The 14,211-nt window shown below is 58.3% G+C and carries 15 protein-coding genes; 4 read left to right on the top strand and 11 right to left on the bottom strand.

All coding sequences use genetic code 11. The features are described 5' to 3' along the window. Positions 1–35 precede the first annotated feature (35 nt). The gene (locus DRW39_RS09095) at positions 36–1,520 is read right to left on the bottom strand and encodes a DASH family cryptochrome (RefSeq protein WP_116106714.1); all 1,485 of its coding nucleotides are present in this window, start codon (positions 1,518–1,520) and stop codon (positions 36–38) included. An 85-nt stretch (positions 1,521–1,605) separates the two neighbouring features. Between DRW39_RS09095 and DRW39_RS09090 the strand changes: the two genes are divergently transcribed. Then, on the top strand, positions 1,606–2,433 hold the full coding sequence (locus DRW39_RS09090; RefSeq protein ID WP_116106713.1) for an alpha/beta hydrolase: 828 nt from the start codon (positions 1,606–1,608) through the stop codon (positions 2,431–2,433). A 73-nt stretch (positions 2,434–2,506) separates the two neighbouring features. Here the strand turns inward: DRW39_RS09090 and DRW39_RS09085 are convergent, their stop codons facing one another. From DRW39_RS09085 to DRW39_RS09065, 5 genes are read right to left on the bottom strand one after another with little or no spacing between them, the layout of a single operon-like run. After that, positions 2,507–3,652: a mechanosensitive ion channel family protein gene (locus DRW39_RS09085; RefSeq protein ID WP_116106712.1), complete on the bottom strand. Its 1,146-nt coding sequence runs from the start codon at positions 3,650–3,652 to the stop codon at positions 2,507–2,509. 54 nt (positions 3,653–3,706) lie between these two features. Next, on the bottom strand, positions 3,707–4,972 hold the full coding sequence (locus DRW39_RS09080) for a hemolysin family protein (protein WP_116106711.1): 1,266 nt from the start codon (positions 4,970–4,972) through the stop codon (positions 3,707–3,709). 18 nt (positions 4,973–4,990) lie between these two features. Next, a complete protein-coding gene (locus tag DRW39_RS09075; protein WP_116106710.1) occupies positions 4,991–5,989 on the bottom strand; it encodes a sugar phosphate nucleotidyltransferase in 999 nt (332 codons plus the stop codon). 50 nt (positions 5,990–6,039) lie between these two features. Beyond that, a complete protein-coding gene (gene porQ / locus DRW39_RS09070) occupies positions 6,040–7,089 on the bottom strand; it encodes a type IX secretion system protein PorQ (RefSeq protein WP_116106709.1) in 1,050 nt (349 codons plus the stop codon). Between the two features lie 38 nt (positions 7,090–7,127). Continuing rightward, a complete protein-coding gene (locus DRW39_RS09065) occupies positions 7,128–7,784 on the bottom strand; it encodes a toxin-antitoxin system YwqK family antitoxin (protein ID WP_157976017.1) in 657 nt (218 codons plus the stop codon). Between the two features lie 132 nt (positions 7,785–7,916). Between DRW39_RS09065 and DRW39_RS09060 the strand changes: the two genes are divergently transcribed. Together DRW39_RS09060 and DRW39_RS09055 are read left to right on the top strand one after the other, a co-directional pair. Then, positions 7,917–8,498, top strand: coding sequence for an FKBP-type peptidyl-prolyl cis-trans isomerase (locus DRW39_RS09060; RefSeq protein WP_116106707.1), 582 nt, complete (start codon positions 7,917–7,919; stop codon positions 8,496–8,498). A 9-nt stretch (positions 8,499–8,507) separates the two neighbouring features. Next, positions 8,508–9,509, top strand: coding sequence for a hypothetical protein (locus DRW39_RS09055; RefSeq protein WP_116106706.1), 1,002 nt, complete (start codon positions 8,508–8,510; stop codon positions 9,507–9,509). 14 nt (positions 9,510–9,523) lie between these two features. On the opposite strand, the gene DRW39_RS09050 is transcribed toward DRW39_RS09055, so the two are convergent. Both DRW39_RS09050 and DRW39_RS09045 read right to left on the bottom strand, forming a co-directional pair. Further along, positions 9,524–10,135, bottom strand: coding sequence for a DUF4294 domain-containing protein (locus tag DRW39_RS09050; RefSeq protein WP_116106705.1), 612 nt, complete (start codon positions 10,133–10,135; stop codon positions 9,524–9,526). An 89-nt stretch (positions 10,136–10,224) separates the two neighbouring features. After that, a complete protein-coding gene (locus DRW39_RS09045; protein WP_232830106.1) occupies positions 10,225–11,073 on the bottom strand; it encodes a hydroxymethylglutaryl-CoA lyase in 849 nt (282 codons plus the stop codon). Between the two features lie 83 nt (positions 11,074–11,156). Here DRW39_RS09045 and DRW39_RS09040 point away from each other — a divergent pair, with 83 nt between their 5' ends. Next, positions 11,157–11,378, top strand: a complete 222-nt coding sequence (locus tag DRW39_RS09040) for a hypothetical protein (protein WP_116106703.1) — start codon at positions 11,157–11,159, stop codon at positions 11,376–11,378. On the opposite strand, the gene DRW39_RS09035 is transcribed toward DRW39_RS09040, so the two are convergent. The 3 genes from DRW39_RS09035 to DRW39_RS09025 form a co-directional block, all read right to left on the bottom strand. Next, positions 11,379–11,990, bottom strand: coding sequence for an L-threonylcarbamoyladenylate synthase (locus DRW39_RS09035; RefSeq protein ID WP_116106702.1), 612 nt, complete (start codon positions 11,988–11,990; stop codon positions 11,379–11,381). 108 nt (positions 11,991–12,098) lie between these two features. Further along, positions 12,099–12,932, bottom strand: a complete 834-nt coding sequence (locus DRW39_RS09030) for a glycosyltransferase family 2 protein (protein ID WP_116106701.1) — start codon at positions 12,930–12,932, stop codon at positions 12,099–12,101. A gap of 18 nt (positions 12,933–12,950) precedes the next feature. Next, a complete protein-coding gene (locus tag DRW39_RS09025; RefSeq protein ID WP_116106700.1) occupies positions 12,951–14,186 on the bottom strand; it encodes an ABC transporter permease in 1,236 nt (411 codons plus the stop codon). Between the last annotated feature and the right edge of the window lie 25 nt (positions 14,187–14,211).

The raw sequence follows: 14,211 nt of genomic DNA, 5'->3' as shown, positions 1-14,211 counted from the left end.
GTACTAAAGAATACCGATGGTCGTTGGTTTTTCCCTCAGCCTCGTGCCGAACGGCTTGCCCGCTGCTTCCTTCCCTTCTTCGTACGCCACTGGGTGCTGCCCACGAGGGCGGCCGGATAGCTATCGCCGATGTGGAGGTCACAATCCCGCTGTTGCGACGGACTCAATTGATCCGGCTGGTGGGTGTATTCTTCCGGTACGTCTTCCAGTTCCGGGCACCATAGCCGGACATATTCTCCTTTCGGATCGTAGCGCTCGGCCTGGCTGAGAATATTGTAGTAGCGTTTTTCGCGCGGGTCGGTCCCCACGCCCGCCGCGTACTGCCAGTTGCACCAGTTGCTGGTTACGTCGTAATCGATCAGGATGTGCTCGAAGTACTCGGCTCCCAGGCGCCAGTCCAACTTCAGGTCGTTGACCAGGTAGCTGGCCACGTTCTGCCGGCCCCGGTTGCTCATGTAGCCGGTGCGGGCAATCTCGCGCATATTGGCATCGACAAAGGGCGTGCCGGTCTGACCGTCCATCCAGCGGCGCAACAGGTTGCGATCGGTCGACCACTCCGTATGCTCCTTCTCTGAAAAACCGTTCTTCTGGAAGATGCGCTCTCCGTGTTTCTTGCCCATCAGGCGGAAAAAGTCACGCCATAGGAGCTCGTACACGACCGCGTAGGTGCTGTCATTGGCCCCGTTCTTGGTTTCGTAGGCTTTGATTTCCGCGTAAACCCGTTTTGGACTCAGGCAGCCCTGCGCCAGCCAGGCGCTGAATTTGGTACTGAAGTCACTACCGCTCAGCCCGTTGCGGGTTTCCTTGTAAGTGGCGATGGCCTGGTTGTCGAAGAGATAGTAGACGAGCCGGTCCAGGCCCGCGGTCTCGCCACCCACCCAGGTGATGTCGGCGCGCTCGTCGTGGGGGGGAGGGGCTAGTCCGAATTCCGTTACGTCCGGAATCTCCCCGCTTTCGATGCCCGTGCCGGTGGGGAAGGGGATGCGGTTGGGAATCGCAATGGGCTCGCGGACGGGTGTCAGTCGCTCCGTTTCCTTGCGAAACAGCGTAAAGGTATCCGGCGTCTGCGTGATCGGGAAGGGAAGATCGGAGGTATAGTAGAGGAGTTTGCCCCGCGAATAGTAGACCTCCCGGCCGATGCTCCACAGGTTCTGTTCTACTTCATTTTGTACCCGTAATTCTTCCCGGGTACGTTCGCGGTTGCAGAATACCCAGCTGGCCCGGCATTGTTTAGAGAGCTCGGGCAGCAACTCTTCCGGATAGCCGACACGGACGATCAGGTCCGCGCCGCGGTTGCGCAGGCTCTCGCGCAGATCGGCGATACTTTCCAGGACAAAGCGGGCGCGGTGGGGCCCGATCCTGGGGAGGCCGGTCAGGGGTAGGGTGCCACGCCACTCCCGCGGATCTATGATGTACACGGGCAGCACTTCGTCGCCGTGTTTGAGGGCGTCGTTGAGGGCTTCGTTATCGTGCAGCCGAAGGTCCCTCCTGAACCATACAATTGCCGCGCGCTTGCTCATCTTATGTGGGATTTATGCCTGTTAACCTAACCAGAGGAAGGGACTATGGTTGCAATATCCCTCGCTTGTTAGGCTATCTTTGGGCATGCAGCAGATTGTCCCGTTCCTCACGCTCATTTTCTTCCTGGGCGGCCTTCCCGGCCTGATGCTTTCTACCTGCGCTACGGCGCAAAACACATATACAACCCTGGAGGATGTCAACTACCGACCCGATAGCACGGACGCCTACATCCAGGAGCGCTGTGTGCTGGACCTGTATTACCCCGAGGACAGTGCCGGCTTTGCTACCGTCGTCTTTTTCCACGGTGGCGGACTAAGTGGTGGCGAAAAGTTTACCCCTGAACAGTGGTTGAACCAGGGCATCGCCGTGGCCACCGCCAACTACCGGCTCCACCCGCGCGTCACGAACCCGGCCTACACGCGAGACGCGGCGGCGGCCGTCGCCTGGGTCATGGAGCACATCGATGACTACGGTGGCGATCCGCGCCGGATCTACGTCAGCGGGCACTCCGCCGGTGGCTACCTGACCAGCATGATCGGTCTCGATACGACCTATCTGGCGGCCCACGGCCTCCACCCCGATAGCCTGGCCGGATTGATCCCTTTCAGCGGGCACACCATCACCCACTTCACCCCCCGCCAGGAGCGCGGCCTCGATTGGAACGACGTCGTTGTCGACCGGTACGCCCCCATTCAGCATCTCCGCCCCGACGCCCCGCCCATGCTCATCATCACCGGCGACCGCGACCGGGAACTTTACGGCCGCTACGAAGAAAACGCATACTTCTGGCGCATGCTCCAACTCTCGGGGCACCCCAATACCTGGCTCTACGAGATGCAGGGTTTCGACCACGGTGGAATGGCCCGCCCCGCCGCTATCCTTACGCTGGATTTTATTCGCGGCAGGCTGTAGTCCGTCAGTCTTCAAAAATTAGCCCTTCCTACCCACCGGCAGGTGGAAGCCAGCGCTCTATAAAACGGCATCGCTACCGGTCGCCTTCCTGCAACGGCATTTCCTCCGCGTTCGGGTGGGGGGCTTGCGTCGTTTCCGAGGGGCTCATTTCCAGGCGGGTCTTGGGCAGGTGTTCCGGGTAATTGTTCTGGATCCAGCCGATGAGGTGCTCGCGGATGGCGCAGCGGAGGTTGAAGGTCTGACCGCTGTCGGCCGCGCTGGCGATGATGCGGATCGTCATGACGTCGGCGTTGTTATCCGTGACGGCGACGCCGAAGACCTCCTTGTCCCACAGTTCTTGTGTCTCGGTGAAGCGCTGGGCCTCTTCCCGCAGCTTGTCGACGGGGAAGGTGTAATCCACGTACATGAAGACGCTACCGATAAGCTGGGTCGTGCTGCGCGTCCAGTTCTGGAAGGTATCGTCGATGAATTTATTGAGGGGGACGATGAGGCGCCGCTGATCCCAAACCTTGAGGGTGACATAGGTCAGCGTGATCTCTTCGACCCGACCGAATTCCCCGTTGACAATCAGGGCGTCGTCAATGCGGATGGGCTGGGTGAAGGCAATCTGGAAGCCCGCCAGTAGGTTAGCGATGGATTTCTGGGCCGCAAAGCCGATGATGATACCGCCTACGCCCGCCGAAGTGAGCAGCCCGGTACCGATGCTGCGAACCGCGTCAAACTGCAACAGTATGAAGGCGACCGTCACGATGAAGATGACGATACCAACGATGCGCTGGATGTACTGAAGCTGCGTCAGGATCTTGCGCTCTTCCAGGTTGTTACTGGTATCGATGCTGTAGCGGTGACGAACGGTTTCGGCCGCTACGTTGACGATGTTGACGAGCAGCATCGCGCCGAAGATGTAGAGGATGGTCCGTACGATCCGGATCCCCCAGTGGAGGTACCACGGTGAGTTGAGGTCGTCGGGGAAAAGGCTGGACTCCAGCTGGTTCCACAAAATAACCGTGAGGGCAAAGGTCAGGAACCAGTAAAAGGAGTTGCGGGTGCTGTTCGCGATGGCCTCGAGCGTGAAGCTTTCGGTGCGGCGGGCCGCCCGTCGAAGGATGGCAAATAAAATAAGCGTAATCAGGGCCGCGACGAGTGCCGCCACGCCGAAGCGAACGGCCATTCGGATCGGGGGCGGAGTGGCGTTGACGAAATCGTAGAGTTGTTGCATCTGGCTTGGGGCTGGGTCAAATTTCGGTAACGGGTTGCTACCGAAAGGGTTCGCTTATTCCGCTTCTCCCTCGGGCAGCACGTGCAGATGCACCACCTCGATGCGGGTATTGCTCACTTCCAGCATGCGAAAATTAAAGCCTTCTAATTCGAGGCTTTCATCCTGCTCCGGAACTCGCTCCGCCGTGGTGACAATGAAACCCGACAGGGTCTGGTAGTCGCCCTCGGGCAGACCGATCTCGTATTTATCGTTGAGGTAGTTGATCTCCAGCCGCCCGCTGAAGCGGTAGTAGCCGTTGCCCTCGTCGATTTCGACGTACTCGTCCTCGTCGTATTCGTCTTCGATCTCGCCGAAAATTTCTTCGAGCAGGTCCTCCATGGTGATCACCCCGGCAATGCCGCCGAATTCATCCACTACGCAGAAGATGCTTAGCTGGTCCTTCACGGCGCGGTCCAGCAGGTCGGCCACGCGCCCCACCTCTGGTACGAAGGTGATCTCGAGGATGCACTGCCGGATCGTTTCCGGAAATTCGAGTAGTTGCTGGTGGTGGACGTAACCCAGCACGTTGTCGGCCTCGCCGTCGATGACGATGATGCGGCTCAGGTGGGTATCGATGAACTTGGCTTCCAGCTCGTCCACCGTTGCCGAGGCGTCGATGCTCTCGATCTCCGTGCGGGGTACCATACAGTCCCGAACCCGGACGTCGGCCAGGTTTAGCGCGTTACCAAACAGTTTCGTATCGATTGCCGATTCCTGTTCTTCGGAAGTCTGGCTTCGGTTCACGAAATTCTCCAGGTCCAGGCGGGTCAGTACGGTGTCGAGCTCCGTGCTGGGCCGCTTAAAAAAAAGCCGCAGTACCCAGTCGCTGACGGTGGTCATGACGATACTCGGGAACCAGAGCAGCGCCTGCAGAAAGCGCAGGGGGAGCGCCCAGAAGTAAAGCGCGTTGTCGGAATACATCCGGAAGATCGTCTTCGGTACGTACTCGCCAAAGATCAGTACCGTGATGGTGATGGCCAGCGTATTGATGAGCAGGACGAGGATCTCCGTTTCCAGCCCCAGGTAGTTGTTGACCACCAGCGTGAGCGGCACGGTCATCAGCGAGGTGAAGGCGACCAGGGCAATGTTGTTGCCGACCAGCATGGTGCTGAGAAACTCGGCGGGGCGGTCGAACCAGCCCGTCAGGATGCGGCTGCGGGTATTGTTGCGTTTTTTCTTGAGTTCGACGCGTAGTTTATTGGCCGAAACGTAGGCGATTTCGGAACCGCTGAAGAGGGCGGACAGCAACAGGCAGGCAATAATGGCAATCGCCAGGCTCATAGGGGTAATTTATAAAATCTATCCGCCAAAGTCTATTTCGGTGTTGTCGCCAATGTTGAGGCTGTGTCGCATACCGCCGATGCTCGCGTCGTTTCCGACCACCGATTTGCGCAGCACGATGTCGTAAATGCGGGCATAGTCGCCGATGATGCTGTCGGAAACGATTGCGTTCTCGAGTTTAGAATTAGCCCCGACCGTAACGTGGGGACCAACGATGCTGTTGCTGATCACGCATTCCGGACCGATGTGTACGGGGTGGATGATGATGCTGTTGTCGTAGGGTGGCGGGTCGTCGGTGGCGAAGCCCGGGCGGTCCAGAAAAATGGCGTTCGTCTGGAGCAGAACCTCCCTGCGACCGCAATCAAACCAGTTGTCGACGCGGATCGTCCGCAGTTCGGTCCCCCACTCAAGCATTCTGGCCAGGGCATCCGTCAGGGGATACTCGCCAATGCTACGGATCTTGTGTTCCAGGTTATGCGCGCAGGCCTCGATGAATTGCTGCACCTCCCGGATCTTGTAGCAGCCGACCATGGCGAGGTTTGACTTCGGTATCGTCGGCTTTTCGATCAGGCCACGGATGTTGCCCTCCAGGTCCTGTTCGACCACGCCGAACTGGCGGGGGTCTTCCACGGTCTTCACGCCGATGCAGCTCACCTTCGAGCGCACGAATTCACTGAGGTCGGCATCGATGATCGCGTCCCCGAAGAAAATGATGATCTCGTCCGCATCAACGTAATGATCGCGCGCCAGCCAGATCGCGTGGGCGGATCCCATGCGTTCCTCCTGGTTGACGAATTTGGTATTGAGCTGCGGATAGACGCGCTCGATGTATTCGCGGATCTTTTCCCCCAGGTACCCGATAATAAAAACGAAATCATTGACGCCGAGCTCGATCAGCTGATCAACGATGAAACTGATAATGGGCTTACCCGCCACCGGGATAAGCGGTTTGGGCTGGGTATAAGTCAGGGGACGCAGACGCATGCCCGCCCCGGCAACGGGGATGATGGCTTTCATATGGCTAAGGTAGGTAGGGGCCGTGGTTTGGAGGGGAAGTATCGGCCGGGTTAACGTATTATCGTGCCCAGGCCCAACTGGTTCACTCCGCCACCTAAATGATAAGTCGTACGGCCATAGCTGATGCGAAAACGCCGCGTGCGCCAGCCAAAGCCAAAACTGTAGCCGGCGCCGGAGCGGAATTCCGTCAGCCGCAGTTCGCGCCGTAATCCGTGATTGTATCCCAGGCGCAGGCTCAAATTGCGCTGTTTGCCAATGAGCAACTCCCCGTTGAAGACGAAGTGACGGGCGAGATTATCGAAAAAGACGGCCCCCGCCCCCGGGTCGGTACTGCCCTCCGCTTCGTTGATGAGTATAAAATCGTCGTTCGCGTCCGGGTTGTCGTACAGGATATTCCACCGGTCGAGGTAGCGGTAAATGATGGAGAAGCGGAAAGGGAGGTATTTCAGCTCCCGGCTCAGCCCCACCTGCAGCTCGAAGGGCATGGGTTCCCGAAAGCCATCGTCCGTGTAGTGCTGGAGCTGCCGACCGAAGTTGCGCGCCAGCAGCGTGATCCCGAAACGACCGGAAGTGTCGCGGTAGAACAATCCCGCGTCAAACCCCAGCCCGAAGCTACCGTAGCCGGCCAGCTGCGACCCGATGACTTTCATATTTACGCCCACCGATAACCGCTCCTCTATCTCCCGGGCCGCCCCCACCGTAACGGCGAAATCGCTGGCGCTAAAGGTGCCCATTGCCTGGCCCGTCACGTCGCGGCGGACCAGATCCGATCCGTAGCCGACATATTGCAGGCCGGCCTGCAAGGTCAGATTGAGGTCGTCGCGGTGGCGCGCGTAGGCGAGATAACTGTTGTGGATACCGGCCGGCACGAAGCCGTGGCTCAGGACCACCTGCCCGTGCATCTCCCGGTTCAGCAAGGATGGATTTCGGGCGGCCAGTGAGAGGTCGTCGTTCCTGACCGAAATATGGTGCACTCCGAGGCCCGCCACCGTCGCCGAATTGGGGAGGTTAAGGAACTCGTAGGCGGAGATACCCCCGACCTGAGCGGACAGATTGAAACAGAAAAGAAGGGCGAAGGTCCAGGACAGTAATCTTCTCATCGGGGGTAAGATAGGAAAGACATTCAGGGCGTGGCCTGTCAACTTTCCGGCAGGTCGGGCGGCCGCTGCATATCGGGGGCCGCTTCGGGCGCTTCGCCTCCTTCCTCCGCTTTCCAGCGGGCCAGGCAGACGCCATCCTCGCAGTCTCGTACGGCAAGGAGCGTCCCCTCCTCGTCAAATTGCCAAAGGGTACCGTTTTCTTTGCCGTCAACGTAGGTGCCGGCCGCGCGGGGCTGGCCGTTCTCGTACCATTCCCGGAAGGGGCCGTTTTCCTTATTGTCCGCGACCGCGACCACTTCCCTTACCCGGCCCTTCGGCCAGTAGCGTATCCAGTCATCGCTCATGATTCCCTCCCGGTACTGTCCGTGCAGCCGCAAGTTGCCCGATGAATCGTAGGTCATATAATCCCCGTCGAACTGACCCGCCCGGTAGTTTTCAATAAGTTCGACGCTTCCGTCCGGATAATAGGCCGTCCGCTTTCCCTCCAGTGCTCCCTTGGCGTACATTTCCTCGCTGATCAGCTTACCCGCCGGATCGTAGCGCCGGGAGAATCCCTCCTGCTCCCCGGTTTCGGCCGACACCTGGTACTCCGTACGGTATCCGGCCGGGTCGGTCTCCTCCCTTATTTCGGGCGAGGGACCGCAGGTATAAAGCAGTAGCGTAAATGGGAGGGCCAAGCGGCAGACGAGGGACATAGGACGGGATTCATTACTTTCGTACATATTAACTCACCGGTTTCGTATTCGGGGAAACGCGCTTTTGATTCATTCCGTTCTGGTTTTGATCCGAACCGCATCCGTTTCCAACTTACTCTACCCACAACGTTCATGTTCTCCCTCGATTATATCGTCTGCTTCGCCCGCGGAAGCCTTTTTCTCTTACCGTTCCTGGTGCTTGCATGCGGGGAGGCGGATACACGCGAAGAACCCGAACGAGCCGCCGAAGAACGCTCCGCCATCGAGGAGCGCCTGATTACGGAGCTTAGCCCGGTAGATGACCTGGCGGGCCGGCAACGTAACGCCATCATTAACCGGGCGATCGACCGGAACTACGACGTCTATGCCGCGCCGGAAGGCTACTTCTACGAGGTCGTGGATTCAGGGGAATACAGCTATTTGGCCGAGGGCGATATCCTGACCGTCCACTATTCCGGTCGCTTCCTCGACGGAACCGAATTCGATAGTAGCCAACGGAGAGGAGACCCGCTTCGCTTTCGTCTCGGTGATCTTATTCCGGCCTGGAATTTAGCGCTGCGGCGCGTACGACCTGGTGCCCGCCTGCGCATCCTTACTCCCAGTAGCCTTGCCTACGGCGCGGAAGGCCTCGTCTCACCCCGCGGGGACACCCTCGTGCCCGCCGATGAACCCCTGGAATTTTTGATCGAAGACATCCGGATTTTAGAAGAGTAACGATCGCTTATGTCGCCATCAGATTTTCAGCGCCGGTACTTCACTAACCTGTCCAAGCGCTTTGACAGCAAGCAAGCGATGATCGAAGCCATAGCCGAGCTGCTTCACCTCAGCCGCGATGCCATCTACCGCCGGGTCAGGGGCGACAGTCAGTTGATGGCAAACGAACTAGCCGAACTGGCCCGCACCTTCGACCAGCCGATGCCGGACGGGCAGTACCAGATTCCCTTTCGCTACAACCGCTCGGAAGTAGATATCCGAAGCCCGGAAGATTACCTCAACCAGCTAGAAGTCCATTTAGCCCGGGTGGAGCAGCTCCAGGACCCGTACATCTACATCGCGAACCCCGGCATTCCCATTTTTTACGAAATGCTGTACCCGCGACTGCTGGCCCTAAAGCTGTACGTGTACAGCATCACCTGCTGGAATTTTCCCGGCTGGCGCGAGTTAGCTTTTTCCGATTCGTTGATTGATTCGCGGTTGCTGGAGCGGGCCCGCGATATCGGTGTGGCCTCGTTGCATATTCCCGGCGTGGAATTATGGTCATTGGGTCTGCTGAGTACTACCCTTGATCAGATCGAGTATCTGCACGTAGCGGGCCGCTACGCCAGGGAGGGAGAAGCACTGCGACTACTGGACGAGGTAGGGGGAATGGTCAATCACCTCAACGAGATGGCCAGGGTAGGGCGGAAGTACGCACCGGGGGGGCAACCCGAAGCGATGAGCGCGACCTTTCGGCCGGTACATAATGAACTGGCCAATAACGACAATGCCATTCTCATCGAATCGGCACACCGCAGCAGCCTTTTCGTAACCTTCCTGACGCCGAACTACCTGCAAACCGAAGACGCGCAGATATGCGAGATGACCCGGCAGTGGTTCGATCGGATTGCGGCCGTTTCGGGCTCGTTAGGCCCGGATGCGAATAAGTACCGCGAATGGTTCTTCAACCGCCTACGCACCCAAATACTGGATACCCGCCGCCGTATAGAGGCCGAAACCAATTATTAATAGAACGGCAGTAGTTACCGCCTGACCTGCTGCTCGGGTAGTTGATAGCTGACGTCGAAGTCGTCCAGCACCGCGTCCAGGATACGGTCATCCCCGATCTCGTATTTCTGCTTGAGCTTATGCCCGAAGAAACTGGCTAATGTCGCCCAGTACCGGGCCGTCAGGCCGCCCCTTAGATCTTTGATGAGATCATATATCGGTTCCCCGGTTTCCCGCTCGATCATGGAGATCAGAACCTTGCCCTGGGTTTTCGACATGCTCTTCAGCGGCTCCTCGAACTTCTCTTCCAGCTCTTTCTGCAGTCGCTTGATGTAACGCCGGCGGTCGCGCTTACTCATGTTCTGGGTCATGTACTCCGTCTCCCGGAAGATGCGGATGGCATCCACGGCGTAGGGATACACGCGCTGGGCGTAGATACGGTACCGGCGGTATAGTTTGTACTCCTCGTCGGACTCAAAAAATTCCGGTGAGCTGACCGATACGTCGCCGAGCTGAGCGATGATGATGGTATCGCCGCAATCATCCAGCGTGTACGGGTAGTAGGACCCATTCACCTTCGTGTACCCCGTCTGACCTACGGCCGACGCGGCGAGAAGAAACAGGATGGCAAGCAGTTGAATGCGCATATATGGGGTTGTCTGACGTAAAGTAAATGCCCGACGGCCGTATTTCGGTGGGTCGACCGCGGCCAATTACCGTGCATCGCCCCGTCAATTTACGTAAAAACCGCCAGGCTGGCCCGCATGGCATCCGCGAATTCGGTAGGACCGACGCCGGTGGATGGGTTTCCAAAGTATTCAACGAGGTGCTCGGTCGGCATATTGCCGGTTAGTTCGTCGCGCGCCATCGGGCAGCCGCCGAATCCCCTGATCGCTCCATCGTAACGCTGACACCCGGCCCCGCTGGCAGCAATAATTTTCTCCTCCCAGCTGGCCGGGGTCGTGTGCAGGTGGGCACCGATTTCCAGATTTGGGTAGCGCGGGATCAAATTGGAAAACAGGTAGCTGATACTGGCCGGCGAACTGACCCCGATCGTATCCGATAACTGGAAGATCCGGATATCCAGCTTGGCCAGCCGATCGAGCCATTGCTCAACGACCTCCACGTTCCAGGGGTCTCCGTATGGGTTCCCGAAGGCCATACTCAGGTACACGACCATCTGCTTACCCTTGGATTGGGTGAGCTCCTGAATCTGCTTAACGCGTTCCACGCTGTCTGCCAGCGTGGCATTCGTATTACGGAGCTGAAAGGTCTCACTGACGCTGAAGGGGTATCCCAAAAAGTCGATCTCGTCGTGCTCCAGGGCGGCCACCGCGCCCCGTCGGTTTGCTACGATGGCCAGCAGATTTGTATCAGTGTCGCGCAGGTCCAGCCGGCGGACGACCTCCGCGGTGTCCCGCATCTGCGGAATGGCTTTCGGAGAAACGAAACTTCCAAAGTCGAGGGTGTCAAACCCACACCGCAACAGCCGCTGCAGATAGCTCACCTTAATATCGGTCGGAATGAACTCGTGGCGGCCTTGCATGGCATCCCGGGGGCATTCTATAATTTTGATATCAGGCACGTACGACTGGTTTAGGGGCAGATTTCACCTTTTGACCGACAACACCTGCCGGGGGTAGGTAGTTTCGTTCCAAACTGGTGACCATGCTACGACACTCTACCACGCTTACCGTAATCGGTTTCCTCCTGCTATTCCTCGGGCTGGTATCGATCGTACTCAACTACGTAGGGGTGGACATTTTCTTCCTCGCCTGGCTATACGACCTGGGCGTAGGCATTTCCTTTGCCATCCGCCTGCTGATGGTCATCCTGGGTTTCATCCTGATTTACGTAGCTCAGCTCGACTGGGAGCGGGAGGATATCTGATTACTTCAGCACGCCGGCTCCCTCGCGCTGGAGGAGCGCTTCCTCACCGGTGCAGTCGATAATGGTACTGGCTTCGTTACCACCCATGCCGCCGTCGATCACCGCGTCCACGCGTTTTCCGTAGACCTCGTGAATTTCGCGGGGGTCGGTATAGTATTCCACCACGTCGTCATCGTGCTTTACGCTGGCCGTCAGGATCGGACGCCCCAGCCCCTGTACGAGAGCCGCTACGATGTTGTTGTTGATGATCCGGACGCCAATCGTCTCCTTGCGATTCTTCAGCACCTTCGGGGTGCGGTTATTCGACTTGAGGATGAAGGTGAACGGTCCGGGCAGGTTATGCTTCATCACCCGGAAGATGTCGTTATTGATGGTAGCGGAATAATCGGTAACCTGACTGATATCCTGACAGATGAAGCTGAACATCGCCTTGTCCGGGTCGATGCCCCGGATCTGCGCTACCCGCTCTACCGCGTTCTTGTTGGTGATGTCGCAGCCGATGCCGTAGACGGTGTCGGTGGGGTAAATCAAAACGCCGCCCTCCTCCAGGATGTCGACCATTTGCTTGATGAGGCGGGGCTGTGGATTGTCGGGATTGATGGTTACTAGCATAAGCCGGGTTTTGGGAGTAAGATACACACGTTCGCCATTCGTGACGTATCGGTGCTGCTGTTCAATCCACGACCGCGGGAACTTGTTCGCGCCGCCGCACGGCCTTCGCTATTCGGAGGTAATTCCGTAGGCGGTTCGTTGACGCTTTTCCTGGCGTGTCCGGTCCCATATTTTCCGGTTGGCGGCCACCATTTCCGGCGTGACGTAGCCGCGGTCGTGATCCAGGTGAACGCATATCGCCGAGTAGCGTATCTGTACCGCCCGCAGGCCGGCGTGTAGCAGGCGGTCTCCGAATTCCCGGTCCTCCCCGCCGTATTTCATCCGGGTGTCGAATCCGTTGGCGGCCACGATGGCGGCCTTCCACGTGCTGGCATTATGTCCGTTCCAGGTAGGACGGGTAGGGGTCAGGCGATTCAGCGCCCCCGCCAGCCACGGCTTGCGGGTCAGTTTGAGGTCCTTGAGACTGGACGGCTGGCCCGCGGCGTGCAGCCATTCGGTATCGAAGCAGCGTTGGGCCACGATATCGGAACGGGTTACCCTCTCGCTCACGTCCCGCACCAACTTATAATAGCCGCCCGAAAGAAAATGCCCGGGTCGACGGCGTTTCAGGTGGGTGGCTACGAAATCGCGCCGCAGGAGACAATCCCCGTCGGTAAAGATCAGGTAGTCGCTCTGGCTGTCCTGAATAGCCCGGTTAAGTATCTCCGTCTTCCGGAAACCGGTATCCTCGTGCCAGACGTGACGGAGGGGGAATTTCGCTCGTTGGGCTGCCTCCGTAATGAGTTCCGCCGTTGCCTGCCCCGAACCGTCATCGGCGATCACCACCTCGAAGTCGCGGCTGTCCTGCACCTCTAGCGACCACAGTGTTTTCCGCAGCCACTCCGGCTGGTTATAAGTGGAAACGATGACGGTAGCGGCGGGCACGATGCAAAAGTAGCCCATCCCGCACGATAGCGTAAATCATGACCGCTGGATGGCGGCCACCGGATCCAGTCGGGCCGCCCGCCGTGCGGGATAGGTCCCGAAGGCGATGCCGGAAATGATGGCTACCACGCTGATTATTGCGAGGGTCCGGATGGTGAAAACGGCTTCAAACTCACCATCTATGAATTGGGAAATTATGGCGGCCGATGGAATGGCCAGCAAGGCTCCCAGTATCAGCCCGAAGACGCAGCCGATACACGAGATAGCGACACTCTCGGCCAGAAACTGCAACAGGATACGGCGCGGCGTCGCGCCGGTGGCCTTGCGGATACCGATCTCCGGCGTTCGGTTCGTGATCGACATTAGTAAGACGTTCATCAGCCCCAATCCGCCGACCGCCACCGCAATGCCGATTAGCAAGCCCATAACGACCCGAAACAGCAGAAAGCCTTCCTCCAGATCTTCGACCGCACTGATGTTGGCCTTCACCTCTACCGGCTCGGTTATCTGCGGATACTGGCCCTGGAACCAATCTTCGATAAAGGTTTGGCCGGGACGAACGTCTTCAACTCGTTCAAAATCAATGTATGCTTTGGTACTGTAGTCCGCATCCGTATTTCGGCTCAGTACGCTAAGTGGCATTTCGGCCTGCAGGTAGTATTCGTTTTCCTGTGGTTCGCGCACCCCGACCACCTCCATGTCCTGTCCCTCGATGTTGATAAATCGACCTAAGGCAGCCTGCGCCAGTTCACCTTCCTGGGTCAGGCGTCGGGCCAGGGAACTGTTCACCACGATGACCGGTGCGAAATTCACCTCGTCCGATTCCGTAAGGTCACGACCGATGACCACCGGAGCGACATCCCGCAGAATCGGTAAGGATAGCGCCGCGTACCGCATGCCCATCGGGACTCCGGTATGGGGGTCCGTAACGGTGACGTCATTCGTGGCGTATAACTGGAAGGTCGCGGCATAGGGTAGTTCGTCCAACATCGCCCGCATATTCTCGGAGGTGATGCTGGCCGTTGTGGCCATCGGAACGACCAGTCCGTCAAGTGATTGCGTGGTACGCTGGAGTACATTGACTGTAGTAACCGACGACCGGTCGGCGATGCTGCGGCGCGCCAGTAGCTCGAGCCCGTCAATAATGCTCAGCATGGTCACCAGCGCGGCGACGCCCACGATCATACCCATCACCGAAAGCACGGTGTGAAAGAAGTTATTCCGCAGGTTGTCTATCGCTTCCGCGAAGGCTAGGCGCAGGGTGGTAACCATGGCTGGGATGGACGTAAGGGCTCTG

The sequence above is a fragment of the Lewinella sp. IMCC34191 genome (genome assembly GCF_003390935.1).
Lineage (GTDB): Bacteria > Bacteroidota > Bacteroidia > Chitinophagales > Saprospiraceae > Neolewinella.
This window is presented reverse-complemented; position numbering and strand designations above follow the sequence as displayed.

What these genes read in the sequence shown, in the direction of transcription:
- DRW39_RS09095 (WP_116106714.1), bottom strand. Translation starts at nt 1,520, where the DNA reads ATGAGCAAGCGCGCGGCAATTGTATGGTTCAGGAGGGACCTTCGGCTG.
- DRW39_RS09090 (WP_116106713.1), top strand. Translation starts at nt 1,606, where the DNA reads ATGCAGCAGATTGTCCCGTTCCTCACGCTCATTTTCTTCCTGGGCGGC.
- DRW39_RS09085 (WP_116106712.1), bottom strand. Translation starts at nt 3,652, where the DNA reads ATGCAACAACTCTACGATTTCGTCAACGCCACTCCGCCCCCGATCCGA.
- DRW39_RS09080 (WP_116106711.1), bottom strand. Translation starts at nt 4,972, where the DNA reads ATGAGCCTGGCGATTGCCATTATTGCCTGCCTGTTGCTGTCCGCCCTC.
- DRW39_RS09075 (WP_116106710.1), bottom strand. Translation starts at nt 5,989, where the DNA reads ATGAAAGCCATCATCCCCGTTGCCGGGGCGGGCATGCGTCTGCGTCCC.
- porQ (WP_116106709.1), bottom strand. Translation starts at nt 7,089, where the DNA reads ATGAGAAGATTACTGTCCTGGACCTTCGCCCTTCTTTTCTGTTTCAAT.
- DRW39_RS09065 (WP_157976017.1), bottom strand. Translation starts at nt 7,784, where the DNA reads ATGTCCCTCGTCTGCCGCTTGGCCCTCCCATTTACGCTACTGCTTTAT.
- DRW39_RS09060 (WP_116106707.1), top strand. Translation starts at nt 7,917, where the DNA reads ATGTTCTCCCTCGATTATATCGTCTGCTTCGCCCGCGGAAGCCTTTTT.
- DRW39_RS09055 (WP_116106706.1), top strand. Translation starts at nt 8,508, where the DNA reads ATGTCGCCATCAGATTTTCAGCGCCGGTACTTCACTAACCTGTCCAAG.
- DRW39_RS09050 (WP_116106705.1), bottom strand. Translation starts at nt 10,135, where the DNA reads ATGCGCATTCAACTGCTTGCCATCCTGTTTCTTCTCGCCGCGTCGGCC.
- DRW39_RS09040 (WP_116106703.1), top strand. Translation starts at nt 11,157, where the DNA reads ATGCTACGACACTCTACCACGCTTACCGTAATCGGTTTCCTCCTGCTA.
- DRW39_RS09035 (WP_116106702.1), bottom strand. Translation starts at nt 11,990, where the DNA reads ATGCTAGTAACCATCAATCCCGACAATCCACAGCCCCGCCTCATCAAG.
- DRW39_RS09030 (WP_116106701.1), bottom strand. Translation starts at nt 12,932, where the DNA reads ATGGGCTACTTTTGCATCGTGCCCGCCGCTACCGTCATCGTTTCCACT.
- DRW39_RS09025 (WP_116106700.1), bottom strand. Translation starts at nt 14,186, where the DNA reads ATGGTTACCACCCTGCGCCTAGCCTTCGCGGAAGCGATAGACAACCTG.